Annotated in this window: 14 protein-coding genes; 2 read left to right on the forward strand and 12 right to left on the reverse strand. The window is 63.1% G+C overall.

What is annotated here, in order from left to right:
- Nucleotides 1-16 precede the first annotated feature (16 nt).
- The 6 genes from FFY45_RS15460 to FFY45_RS22195 all read right to left on the reverse strand — a co-directional run bounded on the left by FFY45_RS15460 (nt 17) and on the right by FFY45_RS22195 (nt 6051).
- Complete coding sequence (locus FFY45_RS15460) at nt 17-913, reverse strand: DUF3800 domain-containing protein (protein ID WP_255171993.1); 897 nt, start codon at nt 911-913, stop codon at nt 17-19.
- Nucleotides 914-1030: 117 nt separating this feature from the next.
- A complete protein-coding gene (locus tag FFY45_RS15465; protein WP_176341104.1) occupies nt 1031-2065 on the reverse strand; it encodes a Kelch repeat-containing protein in 1035 nt (344 codons plus the stop codon).
- 251 nt (nt 2066-2316) lie between these two features.
- Nucleotides 2317-3939, reverse strand: coding sequence for an L-lactate permease (locus FFY45_RS15470; RefSeq protein WP_176341105.1), 1623 nt, complete (start codon nt 3937-3939; stop codon nt 2317-2319).
- 38 nt (nt 3940-3977) lie between these two features.
- On the reverse strand, nt 3978-4982 hold the full coding sequence (locus FFY45_RS15475) for a 2-hydroxyacid dehydrogenase (protein ID WP_176341106.1): 1005 nt from the start codon (nt 4980-4982) through the stop codon (nt 3978-3980).
- A gap of 235 nt (nt 4983-5217) precedes the next feature.
- Entirely contained in the window at nt 5218-5376 is a 159-nt protein-coding gene (locus FFY45_RS15480) for a DUF2256 domain-containing protein (protein ID WP_074056361.1), read from the reverse strand.
- A gap of 222 nt (nt 5377-5598) precedes the next feature.
- The gene (locus FFY45_RS22195; RefSeq protein ID WP_255171994.1) at nt 5599-6051 is read right to left on the reverse strand and encodes a SymE family type I addiction module toxin; all 453 of its coding nucleotides are present in this window, start codon (nt 6049-6051) and stop codon (nt 5599-5601) included.
- 336 nt (nt 6052-6387) lie between these two features.
- On the opposite strand from FFY45_RS22195, the gene FFY45_RS15490 reads away from it, so the two are divergent.
- A complete protein-coding gene (locus FFY45_RS15490) occupies nt 6388-7005 on the forward strand; it encodes a uracil-DNA glycosylase (protein ID WP_176341107.1) in 618 nt (205 codons plus the stop codon).
- Nucleotides 7006-7113: 108 nt separating this feature from the next.
- Nucleotides 7114-7500 (forward strand): bleomycin resistance protein, encoded by a 387-nt coding sequence (locus tag FFY45_RS15495; RefSeq protein WP_176341108.1) that lies wholly within the window; start codon nt 7114-7116, stop codon nt 7498-7500.
- A 75-nt stretch (nt 7501-7575) separates the two neighbouring features.
- Here the strand turns inward: FFY45_RS15495 and FFY45_RS15500 are convergent, their stop codons facing one another.
- The 6 genes from FFY45_RS15500 to FFY45_RS15525 form a co-directional block, all read right to left on the reverse strand.
- The gene (locus FFY45_RS15500) at nt 7576-9039 is read right to left on the reverse strand and encodes a mannitol dehydrogenase family protein (RefSeq protein WP_176341109.1); all 1464 of its coding nucleotides are present in this window, start codon (nt 9037-9039) and stop codon (nt 7576-7578) included.
- A 109-nt stretch (nt 9040-9148) separates the two neighbouring features.
- Nucleotides 9149-11836 (reverse strand): glycoside hydrolase family 3 protein, encoded by a 2688-nt coding sequence (locus FFY45_RS15505; RefSeq protein WP_255171995.1) that lies wholly within the window; start codon nt 11834-11836, stop codon nt 9149-9151.
- Between the two features lie 2 nt (nt 11837-11838).
- Nucleotides 11839-13533 (reverse strand): glycoside hydrolase family 43 protein, encoded by a 1695-nt coding sequence (locus FFY45_RS15510; RefSeq protein ID WP_176341110.1) that lies wholly within the window; start codon nt 13531-13533, stop codon nt 11839-11841.
- Entirely contained in the window at nt 13533-14792 is a 1260-nt protein-coding gene (gene manD / locus FFY45_RS15515) for a D-mannonate dehydratase ManD (RefSeq protein WP_176341111.1), read from the reverse strand. Before manD ends, FFY45_RS15510 begins: the two co-directional genes overlap by 1 nt.
- Nucleotides 14793-14803: 11 nt before the next feature.
- Nucleotides 14804-16768: a sialate O-acetylesterase gene (locus tag FFY45_RS15520; protein ID WP_176341112.1), complete on the reverse strand. Its 1965-nt coding sequence runs from the start codon at nt 16766-16768 to the stop codon at nt 14804-14806.
- On the reverse strand, nt 16765-18906 hold the full coding sequence (locus FFY45_RS15525) for an alpha-glucuronidase family glycosyl hydrolase (protein WP_439333544.1): 2142 nt from the start codon (nt 18904-18906) through the stop codon (nt 16765-16767). Before FFY45_RS15525 ends, FFY45_RS15520 begins: the two co-directional genes overlap by 4 nt.

Raw genomic sequence — 18906 nt, forward strand, 5'->3', positions numbered from 1 at the left:
CATAGCCTCGGTGAGATCACCGGGGCTTTTCGCTTTCTGGCGGCGGGAAAATCTTCAGTCCCCAGCCCTCGTAATCGATGCCCAGTTTGCGCCGGCCCTCTTTGCAGAAGAATTTTCGCTGCAGCACGTCGAATGCGCGATTTGGATGATCTGGACGAAGTACCGATAGGCCTATGGGGCGCGCAACGAGGTCTGCCAGCTGCAAGCCGGAAGAGTTGGCTTTTTTGTCTGCGAATACAATCGTGAAGGGGAGTTGCCGGCCCCAGCGGTTCGCGTCATCGCAGATCCGCCTGAATTCAAGCTCCAGATCGCGGTCTTCTTTCTTGCCACGGCACTCAACCACCACATGCGTTGCAACATCGCCCTGTTTCTTTTCTTGCATCAGTTCGAAAAGCGTTTCAAGGCAAAAGGCGAGCGCCAGGTGATAAGGATTGTCTGCTGTCTGGGCTTTTTCCTTCAGCCGTATCTTGTCGATGACACAGCTGATCAGGATGAAGTTATGTGACTCGATGATTCCCGTCAGTTCATCCAGAAAAATCGTTTTTTCCAACCGGTCATTGAAGCGGAAATGTCCCTTTTCCTTGCGGATGTCATGCTCATGAAGAATGACCACGTCATGCCCGAAATGCCTGAACTTGAACGACTCGATGGCAGGAACCACGCGTTGCGCGTAGTGACCTTTGTGGAAGACGCAAAAGGCCAGCACAAAAACGGGATAGTTGGGATCTAACGTCTCCAGCCCGTGGTCGCCGCTTTCATCGACATAGACAATGTAGTTGCTGTACTGCGCGTTGGCCGTTGCCAGCAGCGGCGATGTCACTGGCTCGCTTTCCGCATGGACCAGTGGGAGCGAAAATTGTCCGGCAACGCGAGGCATTGCGGGTGGTGCTTTATCCGATTTACGTTTCGGCATTACCACTCCCTGGCGTTGCGCATTGAAGAACGAAGAAGCAGATTAGATCCTCATCTTCAGACACACAATGTTCAACAAGCTCCTTCGTCGCATGCCGTACGCAGGAGTCACCGCGACTTAGGGCCTGCTGCGTTCATGCAGTACCAGCACATCATCCAACTCCGGCCCACCGCCGCGATTACCGCTACCCGCAACGATGTAGAGATCGTCGCCTACCTCTGCGGCCTGGGTGCCATGACGCCCTTGCGGCAACGCAGCCAGCGTCTTCCAGGTGGCGGTGGCCGGGTCGTAGGCCTCGACCTCATCGTGTGCCTTGACCTGGCGCGTACTCTCGCCGCCCATCACCAGCAGCTGGCCATCGCGCGCGATGGCGGCGGCACCCGCGCGTGGTGTCGGCAACGCAGCCGGGGCGACAGTCCAGGTGCCGCGTTCGATGTCGTAGATATCGACCTCGCCGATTGTCTGCGCCAGGGTGTTGCCACTTTCATGCGCCGAGCGGCGTCCACCGGCCGCATACACCTTGCCATCGATCACCACCGCGTGGAAATGGTCGCGCGCACGTGGTGCATCGGCCAGTTGCGTCCATTGCTGCGTTTTCGTATCGAACGCATCCAGCCATGGCACATAACCGCTCATGTGACCGCGTGTATTGCCGCCGACCAGGTACAGCACGCCATCGTGTTCCACCGTTCCGGCGGCGCCGCGGCGACGATGCTGCGGGATCTCCGCACCCACCTGCCAGCGATCGGTGACAGGGTCGTAGATCAACAGGTGGGTCAGCGCGGCTTCTTCCGGATAGTCGCCGGTCAGGCCGCCGACGAAATAGAGTTTTCCGGACGACACCACTGCCTGCGCGTGGCTCACTGCCAGCGGTGGCGGGCTGCCTTTGGACCAGCGGTGCGTTTTGGTATCGAAGATGTCCAAGCGCCGATTATCGCGCCCACCGATCAGGTACAGACGGTCGCCGATGGCGACCAGGCTGTTCTCGTGACGCGCATGCGGCTTGCCTTCGCCAGAAACACTCTTCCACTGCGCAGCAGCTTGCGTCGCCGGCACTCCAGGCGCATGCACCGCAGTCTGGGCAAACGCAGGCACGCATGCGCATGCAAGCAACAGAACAGCCACACGGAATGCATTCGCTGACGGTGTCATGGAAGATCGCTCTCTGAGTGCGAAGTGCAGTGAGTGTATCGGTATCGCGATGAGGCAGCCTGCGAGGCCGCGCAGGACTTCTCAAACAAAAATGCTGGGCGCATGCCATGGCGGACTCAACAAATACGCATGCTTGATCGCACGGCGACGGCAGAGCATGGCGTGCGCTTGAAGCAACCCACGCGCCGCGCTGAAAAGGAGCGTGCCGGTGCATTCGAAAAATCAATGCAGCCAGCACACAGCGACTGCTTTCACTGCAACACCATCGACAACAGCCACGTACAAAGACACACATACGCAAGCAGCCCAAGACTTGCGGCCAAGGTGGTGCGCATGATCGCCGACTCCTGCCCCACCAACTTGACCGCAGCCGCGGCAATGGCGATCGATTGCGGCGAGACCAGTTTCGCCATCACGCCACCGGCGGTGTTGGCCGCCACCAGCAAAGCAGCAGGCACGCCGATCTGCGCTGCCGTCACCGCCTGCAGATGCGCAAACAAGGTGTTGCTGTTGACCACCGAGCCGGTGATGAACACCCCCATCCAGCCGATGACCGGCGACAGCAGCGGGAACACGCCGCCAGCCTGCGCCAGGGCCAGCCCGATGCTCGACGAGGCACCGGAATAGTTGGTGATGTAAGCCACCGTCATTACCAGCGACACGGTGGCCAGCGGCTTCCACATCTCTTTCGCAGACTGGGCGAGCTCACCTGAGGCCGAACGCAGGTTCAAGCGCGGCGAGAGCAGCACAGTGAGCACCGCCGCGATCAGGATTGCGGTACCGGAAGCGTTGAGCCAACCCACATTCCACACCGCAGGCAACGTGCGCACGCTGGCGACCAATGGCGGTACTTCCTGCACGCGTTGATCGAGCAGGCCGATGCGCAGATGCAGCACAGTGGCGCCAAGCGCGCCGTCTGCGGCAAACAGCGCCTTGAAGGCGGGCAGGCTCCACACCAGGATCGCGCCGGTGAGGATGTAGAACGGCGACCATGCCAGCAGCACTTGCTTGAGCGTCCAGCGCTGGGTGGAGCACGGTGGTGCCTGCGCTTCGCGGTAGATGCGCTTGGGGCGCCAGAACCGCATGAAGAGTGCCAGCCCGCCCATGCCGGCCAGCGGCCCGAGGATGTCCACCAGCTCCGGCCCCAGCAGATACAAGGTGAGCGTCTGCACGCCACTGAACACCACACCGACAAATAGCAGCACCGGCCAGGTCTCGCGCACGCCACGCCACCCATCGAGCATCGCCACCAGCCCCGCAGGCACGAACAATGCGCAGACCTGCACCAGCGCTATGAGCATCAGCGACATCTCATCCAGGCGCACGCCGCCCTGCTGCGCGCCGACCAGTACCGGGATGCCGATCGCACCGTAGGCACCCGCCGCACCGTTGGCCAGCAGGCACAACATCGCCGCCTTGAGCGGACGGAAGCCCAGCTCCACCAGCAGCGCCGCGCAGATGGCGATCGGCACGCCAAACCCCGCAGCGCCTTCCAGAAATCCACCGAAGCAGAACGCGATCAGCAACACCTGGATGCGTTGGTCTTCGGACACCGTGGCGATGCTGCCGCGGATCACCTCGAACTTGCCGCTGCGGATCGCCAGCTTGTACAGCCACACCGCCATCAGCACGATAAAACCGATTGGGAAGATGCCATTGGCAATGCCCAGCAGCGCGGCGCCAACGATGCTCGCCATCGGCATGCCGAACACCAGCGACGACACCGCCACCGAGACCAGCACCGCCAACGCTGCGGCGGTGAGCCCCTTGAGCCGCAGCACCGTCAGCGCCAGCAGGAAGAACAGCACCGGCAAGGCAGCCAGCAAGGCCGAGAGGTTGGCGTTACCGAGCGGGTCGTAGAGTTGTTGCCACATGGTTGGGCCTGCGCGGGTGGTGAGCGAAGAAGGTGACGCTATGGTGTTGGAACAAGGTTCGCGCACGCAGTGCCCGCAGCGAAATCAGCGAGGTTGCGCAGGGTGATGTCGGAGATCTCCTGCAACGCCTCGGCAGTGAAAAACCCTTGATGCCCTGTCACCAGCACATTGGGGAAGGTCATCAAACGTTGAAACACATCGTCGTCGATGATCTCGCCGGAGCGGTCCTGAAAGAACAATGCGCTTTCCTGCTCGTACACGTCGATGGCAAGGTGGCCGAGCTGGCGGGACTTGAGTGCGCGGATCACCGCATCGGTATCCACCAGCCCACCGCGTGAGGTGTTGACCAGCATCGCACCGGGCTTCATCGAGGTCAGCGCTGCGTCATCGATCAGGTGTTGCGTCGCCGGCGTCAGCGGGCAGTGCAGCGAGGCGATATCCGCGCGTGCGAGCAGCGTCTCCAGTTCGACCCGCTGCCCGAGCGTCTCGAAGCCAGGCGTGGGATAGGGATCGTAGCCAAGCACATCGCAGCCCATCCCCTGGAAAATACGCGCAGTTGCCAGCCCGATCTTGCCCAGCCCGACCAGACCCACCGTCTTGCCGTGCAAGGTGCGGCCGAGCAGGCCATTGAGCATGAAGTTGCCCTCGCGCACGCGGTTGTAGGCACGGTGCGTCTGGCGGTTGAGCGTCATGACCAGCGCCAGGGTGTGCTCGGCCACTGCCTCGGGCGAATACGCCGGCACGCGTGCGACGAAGAAATCCAGGGCCTTGGCCGCGGCGAGATCCACATTGTTGAAGCCGGCGCAGCGCAGTAGCACCGCGCGGACACCGATCGCGTGCAATTCCTGTAGCACGGGCGCATCGAGCTGATCGTTGACGAACACGCACACCACCTCGCAACCCTGCGCCAACGCTGCTGTCTGCAGATCGAGCGATGCTTCGAAGTAAACGAACTCGACTGCAGCGTTCTCACTCAGGCGCAGTTTCGCCTCTTCGAGAAATCGTTTGTCGTAAGGGCGCGTGCTGAAGACAGCCATTTTCATGCAGAGAACTCCATAGGTGCGAGAACACGGTAGCTCACCAGCCGCCACGCGTCTTGCAACGCGTTTCGCCAATCATTGCGAACACGGTTAGCTCAAGCGGCCGCACGGAAGTCAGCCTGGGACTGAGCTTCGCCTCTGCATATCGAGTTCCAACACTAGGCGAATAAACATCTGCGAACCTGCTTGGTCGTGGGGTCGCGTGTGCTGTTGATCGGCGATCAACATGCCACGCTGGTCATGGAGCCGGACGCGTCCGCTTGCTCTCGCCACGGCAACGGTCGGAACAGTACTTCACCTCGTCCCATACGCGTTCCCACTTCTTGCGCCAGCGAAACGGCCGCCCGCAGTGCATGCAGGGTTTTTCCGGCAACTCGTGTTTCTTGCGCATGGCCATGCGGATTTCAGACCTGACGGAACATGGGTGGGAGCAAGGGTGAGCCAAGCATGGCATGTTGAGTGAGGTGGCGTAGCTGTCTTCGCAGCTGCGGAGGTCTCAGGCAGCTCGGATAACACGCAATGTCTCTTCTGCTGTTCGCGCCGGAGCAGGCAGTTTCCCTTCTCCCTTGCACGGGAGAAGGGGGCAAAGCGCGGCATTAGCGCGCGCGCTTAAAGCATGTCACCTTCGGCGTGGTCTTACCGCAGGAATAGCGGGCGCCACGCGGCTGATCAACAACACGCCACGCCCCACCGTGACCCGCAGCGCATCGCCGACAGCAAAACCGCACTGCTCCAACCAACGCCCGGACAGCCGCAGCTTGGGTACCGCGCAGCCAACCACATCTTCGGCACGCCGCACGTTGTAGTGCTGGCGGCTCATGGTGACCTGGTCCGGGATGCGGATGTACGGTTTGCGTAAGGGCGGCGTAGGCGCAAGCGATGGATCGATCGATGTCTCATCAGTAGTACTGGTGAAGACCGGACTCTGCTTTGCCGTCTTGCGCACAACGGAGGCGCGTTTGGCGGGCGATGCAGAGCTTGCACGGGCTGTTGCTTTGGGACGGGTCATATCGAACTCCTTGTGCGATAGGAAGTCCGCCGCATCGCTGTCAATCGAGGTGGCGGACGGCATGCGGTTGACAGACCGGCCACAAGGTACCGGCAGACCTTTCGGTCTCCGCACACCGCCCGCCATAGAGCGGGCACGCTCCCCAACGCAGACATCGGGCAAAGAAAAAGCGCCGACATCGTGCAATGGGCGCTGGTGCGCCTTGTGGTTTCGGACTGTCAAATCCGGCTACGGAATGTGCCGCAGCACCCTCATCTTGCTACCTGCCGATGAAGTGAGTCAACAGATATCGACCCGACCCCGAAAGGCCTACGGTTCGAAAGACAGTTGGTATATTGAGGTACGTCAAATCCACCTGGCTAGTCAGCCAAACTCAGGCGTTGATCGAAACCAAATATCATGGACGCACCCAAGTCACTTGCTTCTCCTGCGGTTAGGCAAGCGCGCTTCGGCATGCTTCAGCAACCACATGTGCTGGCGCTAACAGGGTACGTCGAGTCGTTGAGACTTGAGATGGGTAGCGAGTACGGAATTCCGTACTTCGATCCGCTCGATGGCGGCACGGACGCTGAGTGTTTGTTCCTTCTCGAAGCTCCAGGACCCAAAGCCATCGCTACTGGCTTTGTGTCTCGAAATAATCCAGATGAAACGGCCAAGAATTTTTTTCAATTGAATAGGGATGCTGGACTTGAGCGGAAGCGTACCGTCGTCTGGAACATCGTGCCGTGGTACATCGGGTCTGGAACAAAGATCCGTCCAGCGACGACGCGAGATCTAGGCCAAGCTGCACCTGCATTAGCAGACCTGCTTACGCTTCTGCCAGCAGTCCACACGATAGTGTTAGTTGGTAAGAAGGCTATGCTGGCGCGGGTAGCAGTCACTCGTCTTGCGCCATCCGCTGAGATTCATTCGATGCTGCATCCGAGCCCGATGTTTGTGAACCGGGCTCGCGGAAATCGGAAACTTCTTCTGGATCAACTTGCAGTGGTCGTCGCTGGAATCCACGCCAAGAGCTAATTGAGAAATTGACATCTAGGGCCAATTGCCGCTCATTGATAAAACTCGCCGAGAGCTTGCATATCGAACCTGCGTCGAGACTATCCTACAGCCCAATTCGAGGTGGTAATGACTTCCAGTGCCGAAACGCCAAACCGCACTATTCCGCTGCTGCCTAGCCGATCGATTGCGCACACAGTCGCCTTTTATCGGCGTCTTGGGTTCGTTGGCGATGCGCATCCACATGATGCGGGGTACGCGATCCTGACGCGTGGCGATGTCGAACTACATTTCTTTGCACATCCGGATCTTGAACCGGCTGCCTGCTATGCAGGTTGCTATCTCCGGGTTGGCAATGTTGACGAGCTCCACGCGGAGATGTGTGTTGCAGAGCTGCCCGCGCGTGGCATCCCACGGCTGGATCCTGTCGGTGACAAGCCTTGGGGAATGCGTGAGTTTGCGATTGTGGATGAGAACGGCAATCTGATTAGGATTGGGCAGGTGGTCGGCGGGTAGGCGTCCAACAATCGCACAAATTACGCATCGGACTCTGTTGACATGCGATGGCGCCAAAGATGCATTTGCTGCGCATCACCTCGAATCGATCATCCGGTTTATCTCTGCTGGTGTTGCTCTGCCCAGAGCACCGTAGGCAGCTTGCAGTGCTTCAACAAAGCGTGCATTGCCAGAGAGCGGAGCAAATACGGCGTCGAGAGTGAGAAACGCTGCCAGGTCGTGGATGGCATCGCCGGTTGCGTCGCGCCCGATATTACTCAGCACCTCGCCCAACGGATCGATCAAGGTCACGTCATTGCGTGCCTGCCTGCGTACGAAGTGCAACCACGCCGCGACCGGCAGGCAGAGCCGGTCGATCCGTCGCCCGGCATCCAATGCGTCGCCGATGGCGGTGAGCAGGCGCACGGGAATCTTCTGCGAGCCATCCCAGGCGATCTGGGCGAGCAGGTGGCGGATGGCGGGGTTGCGGAAGCGGGCGAGGATGGCGTCGCTATAGTGCTGCGGGTCGAAGCCTTGCATCGGTTGCAGGGTGGGGGCGATGTCTTCGCGCATCAGGGTTTTGACAAAGGCGGCCAGTTGCGGGTGATGCATGGCGTCTGCGACGGTCTCCAACTCCAGCAGGCTGCCTAGATAGGCGAGTGCGGAGTGCGGGGCGTTGAGCAGGCGCAGTTTGGCGCGTGCGTGGCCGGCGATGTCGTCGCTGAGAATCACGCCTGCGCGTTCGAACGCGGGGCGGCCGTTGCAGAAGCGGTCTTCGATCACCCATTGGCTGTAGCGCTCGCGCTGGATGGGCCAGGCGTCGTGCAGGCCGGTTTGTGTTTGCACGTTTGCGCGCAATGCGTCGTCAGTGGCGGGAGTGATGCTGTCGACCATCGAGCGCGGGAAGCTGACGTGCCGGTCGATCCAATCCGCAAGCGCGGGATCGTTTTGCTGTGCGAGCAGCAATACCGCGCGGCGTAGCAGTCTGCCGTTGTCTGGCAGGTTGTCGCAGCTGAGTGCGGTGAAGGGCGCGGTGCCTTGCTGCCTGCGTTGTTGCAGGCCGGCGACGAGATAGCCGATGGCGCTGCGTGGGGTGGCGGGGTTGGCGATGTCGTGCGCGATGTCGGGGTGGTTGAGGTCTAGCGTGTCGCCGGCCAGGCAATAGCCTTTTTCGGTGATGGTGAGGGTGACCAGGCGCACGGCAGGATCTGACAGGCGTGCGAGCACGGCGGCTTGTTCGTCGGCGGCGCACAGCACTTCGCGGATGGCGGCGATGATGCGCAGTTGCGGGTGTTCGTCGAGCAGGGCGAGGGTGTAGAGGCCGTCTTGTGGGCGTAGGGCGTCGCGCACGTATGGGCTGTGTAGCGAGACGGCGCTGATGGCCCAGGTGGGGTCATGCGCGAGTAAGTCGTCGATGTAGACGGCTTGGTGGGCGCGATGGAAGGCGCCTGCGCCTAGGTGGACGATGCCGATGGTGGTTGTTGTTGGGTGGTAGTTGGGTCTTAGGATTGTTTTGGGTAGGTGGGGAAGAGTGGCTAGGGAGAGTTGTGGGATTGGCATGGTTTGTTTGGAATAGTGGGTGCTGCACGTTCGCGTGGTAGCCGTACCCTCACCCCAACCCCTCTCCCGGCTGGAGAGGGGCTTTTCGCGGCGGTTTCTTGGGGCGCGATTACTCGTCGGTGACGGTGAAGCGTTGTTTGCTGCGGATGTCTGCGCTTGAGGCGCCGATCTGCAGCTCGTAGGCGCCTGGGTCCACCGCGTAGGCCTTGCGTTGCTCGTCGTAGATACGTAGGGCGTCTTGCGGCTTGATGGTGAAGCGCAGCTGCCGTTGTTCGCCGGGTTGCAGGGTGATGCGCTGGAAGCCGTGCAGTTCCTTGATGGCGCGTTCGCGTTGCGGCTTGAGCGGATGCAGATACAGCTGCACCACTTCATCGCCTGCGCGTTGGCCGGTGTTTTTCAAGGTGACCGTTGCGGTGAGCGTGCCATCTGCAGCGACCGTGCTGCGATCCAGGCGCAGGTCGGAATAGGCGAACTGCGTGTACGACAGGCCGTGCCCGAATGGGTACAGCGGCTTGCCCTGGAAATAGCGATAGGTGCGGCCGCGCATGGCGTAGTCGTCGAAGGCGGGCAGGCGCTCGTCTTCCTTGTAGAAGGTGATCGGCAAGCGGCCGCCGGGACTGGCCTGGCCGAACAGCACATCGCCCACCGCGCTGCCGCCGCGTTGGCCGGGGTACCAGGCCAGCAGGATGGCCGGCACGTGTTGCTGCGCCCAGTCGATCGCCAGCGCCGAGCCGGTGGTCAGCACCGCGACGACCGGCGTGCCGGTGGCCTGCAGTGCCTGCAGCAACTCGCGCTGCGGTTTGGGTAGGCGCGTGTCGGTGCGGTCGCCACCGGCAAAGCCGGGATAGTTGACGTCCATCTCTTCGCCTTCGACATCGCCGGTGAGGCCGCCGACGAACACCACCACCTCCGCATTGCGGGCGGCGTCCACCGCTTCTTGCAGCGGTGGCTTGGCGCCGGGCATGCGCCAGGCCAGCCGCACGCCGGCATCGCGGGTGGCTTCAAAATATTCCACACGCAAGTCGTAGGCTTTGCCGCCTTCCAAGGCGACGCTGGCATTGCCGCTGCGCATGCGCGGGGCTTCGCTCCATTGATCGATGAGCAACTTGCCGTCCAGATACAGGCGCACGCCATCGTCGGCGGCCACTTGCAACTCGTAGTTGCCCGACACCGGTGGCAGCAACTGGCCATGCCAGCGCACGCTGAAGTCGTCCTTGTCGAGCGCGCGGTCGGCATGCAACTCGCCACGGCCCACCGCATCGTCGGTGGGTGCGTTGCGATCCCAACGGAAGGCGATGCGTGGGTCGATGCGGGTCAGTACCGGTTGGCCGGCCAAGCTGCGGCCCTTGAAATATTCGCCGGTGAGTCCGTTCTGTTTGGCATCTGGCGCCGGGCGCAGATAGCGCGTGTCGATCGGTGCGGCGGCGTTGGGGTCTTCGCGTCCTTCCACCAGATCGCTGCCGCGTGCATACACCACCTCGGCCTGCGGCGCCGCATCGCGGATGCCTTGCAGGATGGTGACCGGCGCAGCCGGGGTGCCGTAGTAATTGCCCAGCAGCGACATCGGGTCGTCGGCGGTGGGGCCGATCACGGCGATGCGCTTGAGCGTGGGGTTGAGCGGCAGCACGCCGTCGTTTTTCAGCAGTACCAGCGATTCGCGCGCGGTGCGGCGTGCCAGTGCATCGTGCTGCGGCGATTGATTGGCTGATGCGGGAATCTGCGCCCACGGCACCTTGGCCGGCGGGTCGAACATGCCTAAGCGCATGCGCGTGGTCATCAGGCGCTTGAGCGCGGTATCGATGGTGGCCTCGTCGATCAAACCGGCACGCACTGCGGCCGGCAACGCGGCATAGGTATCGCCGCAATCCAGATCGGTGCCGTGCTTGACGCCGAGCGCGGCGGCGGCTTCGGGCGTGGGCACGATCTTGTGGTTCTGCCAGATATCGCGGATCGCCGCGCAGTCGCTGACGATGTAGCCGTCGAAGCCCCACTCGCGGCGCAGGATGCCTTCCAGCCGCGTGCTGGCCGAGGCGGATTCGCCATTGACGCGATTGTAGGCGCCCATCACCGCGGCGACCTTGCCTTCCTGCACCAGGGCTTGAAATGCAGGCAGATAGGTTTCGTGCAGATCGCGCTCGCTGGGATGCACATCGAAGTGATGACGGTCGGCCTCCGGCCCGCTGTGCACGGCGAAGTGTTTGGCGGTGGCATCGAGCTTGCGATACTGACCTTGCTGCGCCTGCAGACCTTGTACGAAGGTCACGCCCATGCGCGCGGTGAGGAACGGATCTTCGCCATAGGTTTCCTGCCCGCGGCCCCAGCGCGGGTCGCGAAAGATATTGATGTTGGGCGACCAGAAGGTGAGCCCCTGATAGCGCTTGTACTCGCCGCGCGCGAGGAAGGCATGATGCTTGGCGCGCGCTTCGTCGCTGATGGCAGTGGCGACCTCAGCCATCAATGGCGTGTCGAAGGTGGCGGCCAGGCCAATCGCCTGCGGAAATACAGTGGCGCCGCCGGCACGCGCCACGCCGTGCAGCGCTTCGTTCCACCAATCGTATTCGGGCACCTGCAGGCGCGGGATCGCCGGGGCGGCGTTCTGCATCTGCGCGGCCTTTTCTTCCAGCGTCATGCGCGACACCAGATCGGCAGCGCGCGCGTCGAAGGGGCGTTGCGTGTCCAGATACGGCGGTGGCGTTGCGGCCTGCCCAGTGGTTGCGACAAGTGCAATCGCCAGCAGCACGCTGCGTGCGCGTGCACGGGGTGTGCGAGCAACGGATGGTGCGAAGTGCGAATGCATGGTCAGTCCTCCTTGGTGCGGTCCGGTTCCAGCTGGGCAAAAGGCCCGATCATGCTGCCGACGAAGCCGCCGGCCTGTGCGGTGCTGAGCATGCCCGCATCATCGTTGCGGCGCAGCGATTGCCAGCCGCGACCATCGGCATCGAAGGCGAAGCTGTAGGCGCCGCCGTCGCCGCTGATCTGCAGGCGCAACTGTGTGGTTGCCGGTATGCGGATGCGTGCGAGCGTTGTGGTTTGTACGCCATCGCGCTTGTCCACAAATACTTCCAGCACATCTCCGTTGCGTCGTACGCCGAGTGCATACCACGCGTTGGAATTTTGAAAGGCGGCGAGCCCGGCACTGACACCGGCCTGCCTAGGCACCGCCAACGCGGTACTCGCAGTAAAGCGCGTGTGTTGCTGGCGACGTGCCAGGAAGGCCGGTGTGGCGGTGCTGTCCAGGCCGTGTGCACTGGCATGCAGTGTCAACCAACCGATGCGTGCGCGCAGGTCGGCCACATCCTGTTTGGGCACACGCAAATAGAGCCATTCGCGCTGTAGCGAGGTGCTGGCAAAGTCGTCGCGCCACGTGAAGTTGCCCGACAACGGCGTTTGATTGGCCGGTGTTTTCATGGCGCGCGGGCTCTGTGCGCTATATGGAATCGGCTCGCCGGCCGGCAGGATCTGCGGCCAGCCATCTTGCCATTGCACCGGCAGCAAAAAGGTTTCGCGCCCGGTGTTGTAGCGCTCGCCCGCATACGGGCGGCTGGCCAGAAACACCGCCCACCATTGCCCATCCGGTGTGTCCACCAGATCCACATGGCCGGCATTGCTGATCGGGTGCGCGCGCTCGGCCGGCAGGTCGCGTTGGGTCAGGATCGGATTGTGCGGTGAGGCGACATACGGGCCCCACACGTTGCGACTGCGCAGCACCACTTGCGAATGCTGCGGCCCGGTGCCGCCTTCGGCACACGACAGGTAATACCAGCCGTCGCGTTGATACAGGTGCGGGCCTTCGATCCAGATCGGCTTGCTGGCCAGATCCACGCCGCCGTTGAGCAGTACCTTGCGCGGGCCGGTCGGCTGATTGCTGGCGAGGTCGAAGCGCTGCATCCAGATCGCGCGATGGCCTTCGTACAACGGCGTGCCTTCCGGCGGGCCGTTGTTGAGCAGATATGCACTGCCATCGGTGTCGAAGAACAACGACGGGTCGATGCCGTCGATGCTCGGCAACCACGTCAATTGCGACCATGGACCTGCAGGATTGCTGGCACTGGCGATGAAGTTGCCGCCACTATCGACCGAGGTACCCACCACATAGAAGTGCCCGTCGTGATGGCGAATGCTGGCGGCGAACATGCCGCGCGAGACGCCCAGGCCATCGTAATTCAACTGCTCGCGGCGCTCGACCACGTTGCCGATCTGCGTCCAGTGCACAAGATCGCTGCTCTCGAACACCGGGATCGCAGGGAAATACGCAAAGGTGGAGTTGACCAGGTAGTAGCGCTCGCCCACGCGCGTCACGCTGGGGTCCGGGTAGAACCCGGCCAGCACCGGGTTGCGGTAATGGCCGGCCGGCAATGGCGTGGCGAACACCGCATCCTCGCCACGATAGTCGAACCAATCGAAGGCGACGTCCGCTTGCACTTGCGCCTGCACATTTGCAGGCGCGGCCACGGCAATCAGCAGTGTCGCAAGCGGGGCCGGCAGCAGGCGCATCACCAGTCCCACATCGCGCCGTCTTCCAGCCGCGCAACCGGCAACTGCTTGGGCACGTAGGGATACTTCGCCGCTAGGGTTTCGTCGATCTCCACGCCATGCCCCGGCGTTTCGCCGCAGTGCAGGCGGCCATCGCGAAAGACGTAATCGTGCGGAAAGACCGCATTGGCTTCGTCGGAATGGAACATGTACTCCTGGATGCCAAAGTTGGGCACCCACGTGTCGAAGTGCAACGCCGCGCCCATGCACACCGGCGACAGATCGGTGGCACCGTGGAAGCCGGTGCGCACCTGATGCAGCGCGGCGAAATCGGCCAGCCGGCGCACATGGGTGATGCCACCGGCATGCACAATGGTAGTGCGGATGTAGTCGATCAACTGCTGCTCGATCAGATGCTTGCAATCCCAGATCGAATTGAACACCTCGCCCACCGCCAGTGGTGTGACTGTGTGCTGGCGAATCACTTCGAACGCGCGCTGGTTCTCGGCAGGCGTGGCGTCTTCCAGCCAGAACAGCCGGTACGGCTCCAGGTCTCGGCCCAGGCGGGCGGCTTCGATCGGGGTGAGCCGGTGGTGCGCATCGTGCAGCAGCTCAATCTCATCGCCATGATCGTTGCGCAGTTGCTCAAACAATTTTGGCACCACGCCGAGATAGCGTGGCGTGGACCACACCGTTTCGGTCGGCAGCTCGCTTTCGGCCGGTTCGTAGGGTTTGCCGCCGCTGGAAATACCGTAGGTCTTCTTGATGCCGGGCACGCCGCACTGCGCGCGGATGGCGATGAAGCCGAGCTCGCGAAAGCGACCGACTTCCTCGCTGGTTTCGGCAATATCGCGGCCGTTGGCATGGCCGTAGACCAAAGCGCCCTCGCGCGAGCGCCCGCCGAGCAACTGATACAACGGCATGCCGGCCATCTTGCCCAGGATGTCCCACAGCGCCACATCCACCGCGGCGATCGCGCTCATCGTCACCGGGCCGCGGCGCCAGTACGCGCCGCGGTAGAAGAACTGCCAGATGTCTTCGATACGGCCCGCATCGCGGCCGATCAGGTTCGGCACCAGGTGTTCCTGCAGGTACGCCGCCACCGCCAGTTCGCGGCCATTGAGCGTGGCATCGCCCAAGCCGGTGATGCCCGAGCGCGTGCGGATCTTCAAGGTGACGAAGTTGCGCCCGGGGCAGGTGACGATGACCCGCGCCTCGACGATCTCGCGATCGCGGGCCGAGCCTTGCAGCGGAGCAGGGGAGTCGGGAGTCTGTGACATCGGGGTCTCGCTCATGGGGAAGAAGCGGCAGTGACGGGGAGTTCGAACGGGCCGGCGGCCAGGCCGCTGCGGTCGTAAAGCGTGCAGACCGGGCTGTCGGCCCAGCAGTAGCGCACGCGTGTGGCATCCAGGCCGGCAGGGATGCGCAGGCCGATGGCGCGCTCGCGCAAGGTGGTAGCGGCATAGCGGCAACTGCCGGGTGCAGCACCACACACTTCGAAGCCGATCGGTGCATCGGCGCTGTAGCTCAGCAATGCGGTGTCGACGTCGTCGAAGTCGATGCGCAGTGCGTCGCCGTCACGCCGCACGCTGCGCGGCACCGGGCCGGAAGGTGCAATTGCCTCGCCATACACCACATGTCGCGCCGCACGCGCCAGGCGCCGGCCCAGTTCCTGCTTGTTGGCCGGATGGATGTCGTAGCGGTCGCCGATATCGATGGCCACCGCCAGGCCTGCGTTCGCATCGTTGGCGACGAAGCGGCGCTGTGCTTCGCGCAGTTGCGCCCAACCGCTTTCGACCGGCTGCGTGGGCGGCGCGCCATAGTTGGCAAGCTGCACGATCAGCAGCGGCAACTGCGCACCAAAGCGTTGCCGCCAATCGCGTTGCCAGGCCGTGAGCAAGGCCGGGTAATGCGCTGCATCGCCAGCATTGGATTCGCCCTGGTACCACAGCACGCCACGCAGGCCGAGCTGGCCGAGCGGGGCGATCATGCCGTTGTACAAGGTGGTCAGCCCGGCCGCCGACGACCACGGTGCGCGCGGTGGCGAGCCCAGTTGCGGCGGCACGATGCGGTACTGCCAGGGCGCGGCCAGCGCTAGTGTGCTGCCATCGGCAAACTGCAGCGCACGCGATTGCGCATCGCCCAGCAGCCCACCGCGCCGATAGGTGTTGAGCACGTTGAGTACGATGCTGTTGCGCCCGGCATGCAGGTGTCCGCGCGGCAAGCTGTAGCGACGCGGCTGATCGGCGCCGTAACTGCTGCCCACGCCGTGCCCGTTGACCCAGGTCTGGTCCAGCTCGTCCACCGGCCCCAGCAGCAAGGTGGCGTCTTGCGCGGCCTGCGCCTGGGTCAACTCGATGCTGGTGCGATACCAGACCATGCCGTTAAAACCGACCAACTGCGGCACGCCCCAGTCGTCCCACGCACCCAGCGCGGCCGGTGCTGTTTGCCACGTGCCCGGCGCATCCGGTTGCCAGGGCTCGCCTTCGCCGTGCGCATGCCACCACGCCTCCCACAGCTCGCCCCAAAGTGGTGCGGCATCCACCGGGTCGCGTGCGTAACGGGCCAGCACATCCAGTGCCGGGCCATCGTCGCCGGCAGCACGCAATGCGTTCTCGCCGATCCAGGCCTGCAGTTGCGAGCCGCCCCACGAGGCGTTGATCAAGCCCATCGGCACATCGACGGTCTTCTGTAACTCACGCGCGAAGTAGTAACAGGCGGCGGAGAACTCCTTCACTGTCTCCGGCGTGGTGAGCTGCCACGCCGCATCGCTACCGAAGCTGCGCTGCGGCGTCGGGCTGGACTGCGCCGGCACCTTGAACATGCGGATGCGCGGGTTATCGGCATCGGCAATCTCGCTGCGCGAATCCAATGTGCGATGCACCTGCAATTCCATATTGGACTGCCCAGAGCACAGCCACACATCGCCGATCAGCACGTCGTTGACCTGCTGTGCCACGCCCTTATTCGTGCGTGCGCTCAAGGTGTACGGGCCGCCAGCGGCGTGCGCAGGCAGGCGCGCTTGCCAATGGCCTTGCCGATCTGCGCGTGCCTGCACCTGTTGTGCAGCCAGTTGCACTGTGATGCGCGCGCCAGGTGGTGCATCGCCCCATACGCGGATCGGCGCATCGCGCTGCAGCACCACATGTTCCTGAAACAATGCATGCAGCAGCGGCGCATCGGCCGCCTGCGCCAGGCGCGGCAGCAGCGATGCCGAGAGCGCCGCCATGACAACCGTCAACGTACGCAGGCTCATTTCGGATTCCCCGGCGCATATGGAAATTTCAATGCCTGGTAATACGTCAACGGATGCGCCGGTGGCGCCGTGCCGGCAGGCAACGGCCGACCGGACACGCTCTGGAAGTAGGCGATACTGGCATCGCGCCACCACTGCGCTTCGTCCTGCTGGATCGCCAGGAAGTTCGCCACCTGCTGGTAACGCGGCGCATCGATCTTGCCCGCAAGGCTCTGCCAGGTGGTTCGCATGGCACGCACCTCGTCCACGCCATGGTCGTAATGCCACACCAGCTCGTCCCACAACGGCCGCCCCGATGCCATGCGGTGGTCCCAGGGCACATGGTGGAACCACAGCAGATCGCGCTCGGGCACGCGCTGCACATCGCCGAACACCCGCGCCACCGGCTTAGCGTATTGCGCCACCGCATTGCTGCCGCTGGCACTGCGGTCGAAGCCGATCCCGTTGCGGTCGGCGCGGTGGTAATACACCGGGTCCCAATCCGGGCGCTCGCTGCCTGCATCCCACGGTGCCGGGCCGTAGTGATGGCCGCGTCCCATCAGATGATGCAGGCCGAGCGGGGTCATGTAGTCCACCACCGCTTCGCGCGAGCGCAGCATCATGTCGACCACGGGCGTGAACACGGCAGCATCGTTGGAAAACGTCATGCGCACCCATTCCTGCGCGATCGTCTGCGGCGACAGGTCCGGGTTCCAGGCCAGCCGCCCGTACGCATACCAGTTGGCCTGATCGAAGATCGAGCCGCTCCAGTTGCGGTCCGCACCGATGTTGGCCACGCCGGCAATGCCGGTCAGCCGCGTGCGTTGCGTGTCGTTGAAGAGCGAGCCATCCACGGTCCTGGCCACGGTCGAGCCCTTGCCGCGCGCATAGGTATCGGCCTGCAGGGTTTCGGCAAACAGCGTGCCCAGGTAGGCCAGATGCGTCGAAAAGCCCAGGTACTCCTTGGTGATCTGAAACTCCGGCATCAACGGCGTCTTGCGCATCGCGCCGAACAGCGGATGGAACGGCTCGCGCGGCTGGAAGTCGATCGCCCCGTTCTTGACCTGCACGATCACGTTGTCGCGGAATCGTCCATCCAGCGGCACGAACTCGCTATACGCCTGCTTGGCGCGATCGTCCGGCTGCTCATGCGAATAGACGAACGCGCGCCACATCACCACACCGCCATGCGGCGCCAGCGCATCGGCCAGCAGATTCGCGCCATCTGCATGGCTGCGCCCGTAATCCTGCGGGCCGGGTTGGCCTTCGGAATTAGCCTTGACGAGAAAACCGCCAAAATCCGGAATGCGTGCGTAGATCGCGTCGGCCGTGTCACGCCACCATTGCTGCACCTGCGGATCCAGCGGGTCGGCGGTCTTCAGGCCGCCGATTTCGATCGGCGCACTGAAGCGCGCGCTGAGAAATACACGAATGCCGTAGGGGCGAAACACATTTGCGAGTGCTGCTGCCTTGTCCAGATACTGCGGTGTCAGGCTCCATGCCTTGGCATTGACGTTGTTGAGCACAGTGCCATTGATGCCCAGCGATGCATTGGCACGTGCGTAATCGGTGTAGCGCGGGTCCAGATAGCCGGGCAGGGTCTGCCAGTTCCATAACGAGGCACCGGCATAGCCACGCTCGACCACGCCATCCAGGTTATCCCAATGATTGAGCATGCGCAGCTGCAGCCGCGGCGACTCACGCACATTCAGCGCGGCGAGCGATTGGCCGGTCTGCAGCAGGCGCAGGAAGTGAAACGTCCCGTACAACGCGCCGATGTCGCTGCCGCCGACGATGGCGGTGATGCGATGCCCGCCCACGCTGACGCTGCGAATCAGATACCCCTCGCGGCCCAGGCGCGTGGTTTCCAGCTTCAATGCAGCGATCTGCGGCGCCGTGGCGGCACCCAACACAATCGCACCATCGCGGGTAATCGTAGTGGCCGACCGCGGCGCGCTGCCAAGCAGGCCCGACAGCCCACTCTGCAACTCGTCCCGCGCTGCGTGCAGGCTCGGCGAGTCACCAGCGACGATCAATTCGCTCGCGCTATCACGCAGCTGCGCCGCATTGGCCAGCGGTTGGTAGCGCAACCATAAATCATAGCCATCGTCGGCTTGCGCACTGGTACTGGCCAGCGCCAACCCGCACAGCAGCAACAT

Origin of the sequence: Xanthomonas hortorum (assembly GCF_011305375.1) — a bacterium.
GTDB classification, from domain to species: Bacteria; Pseudomonadota; Gammaproteobacteria; order Xanthomonadales; family Xanthomonadaceae; genus Xanthomonas; species Xanthomonas hortorum_E.

Coding starts and splice junctions, on each gene's coding strand:
- FFY45_RS15510 (WP_176341110.1), bottom strand. CDS start 13,533: ATGCGCCTGCTGCCGGCCCCGCTTGCGACACTGCTGATTGCCGTGGCC.
- FFY45_RS15500 (WP_176341109.1), bottom strand. CDS start 9,039: ATGCCAATCCCACAACTCTCCCTAGCCACTCTTCCCCACCTACCCAAA.
- FFY45_RS22195 (WP_255171994.1), bottom strand. CDS start 6,051: ATGCCGTCCGCCACCTCGATTGACAGCGATGCGGCGGACTTCCTATCG.
- manD (WP_176341111.1), bottom strand. CDS start 14,792: ATGTCACAGACTCCCGACTCCCCTGCTCCGCTGCAAGGCTCGGCCCGC.
- FFY45_RS15505 (WP_255171995.1), bottom strand. CDS start 11,836: ATGCATTCGCACTTCGCACCATCCGTTGCTCGCACACCCCGTGCACGC.
- FFY45_RS15490 (WP_176341107.1), top strand. CDS start 6,388: ATGGACGCACCCAAGTCACTTGCTTCTCCTGCGGTTAGGCAAGCGCGC.
- FFY45_RS15525 (WP_439333544.1), bottom strand. CDS start 18,906: ATGTTGCTGCTGTGCGGGTTGGCGCTGGCCAGTACCAGTGCGCAAGCC.
- FFY45_RS15465 (WP_176341104.1), bottom strand. CDS start 2,065: ATGACACCGTCAGCGAATGCATTCCGTGTGGCTGTTCTGTTGCTTGCA.
- FFY45_RS15480 (WP_074056361.1), bottom strand. CDS start 5,376: ATGGCCATGCGCAAGAAACACGAGTTGCCGGAAAAACCCTGCATGCAC.
- FFY45_RS15520 (WP_176341112.1), bottom strand. CDS start 16,768: ATGAGCCTGCGTACGTTGACGGTTGTCATGGCGGCGCTCTCGGCATCG.
- FFY45_RS15495 (WP_176341108.1), top strand. CDS start 7,114: ATGACTTCCAGTGCCGAAACGCCAAACCGCACTATTCCGCTGCTGCCT.
- FFY45_RS15460 (WP_255171993.1), bottom strand. CDS start 913: ATGCCGAAACGTAAATCGGATAAAGCACCACCCGCAATGCCTCGCGTT.
- FFY45_RS15470 (WP_176341105.1), bottom strand. CDS start 3,939: ATGTGGCAACAACTCTACGACCCGCTCGGTAACGCCAACCTCTCGGCC.
- FFY45_RS15475 (WP_176341106.1), bottom strand. CDS start 4,982: ATGAAAATGGCTGTCTTCAGCACGCGCCCTTACGACAAACGATTTCTC.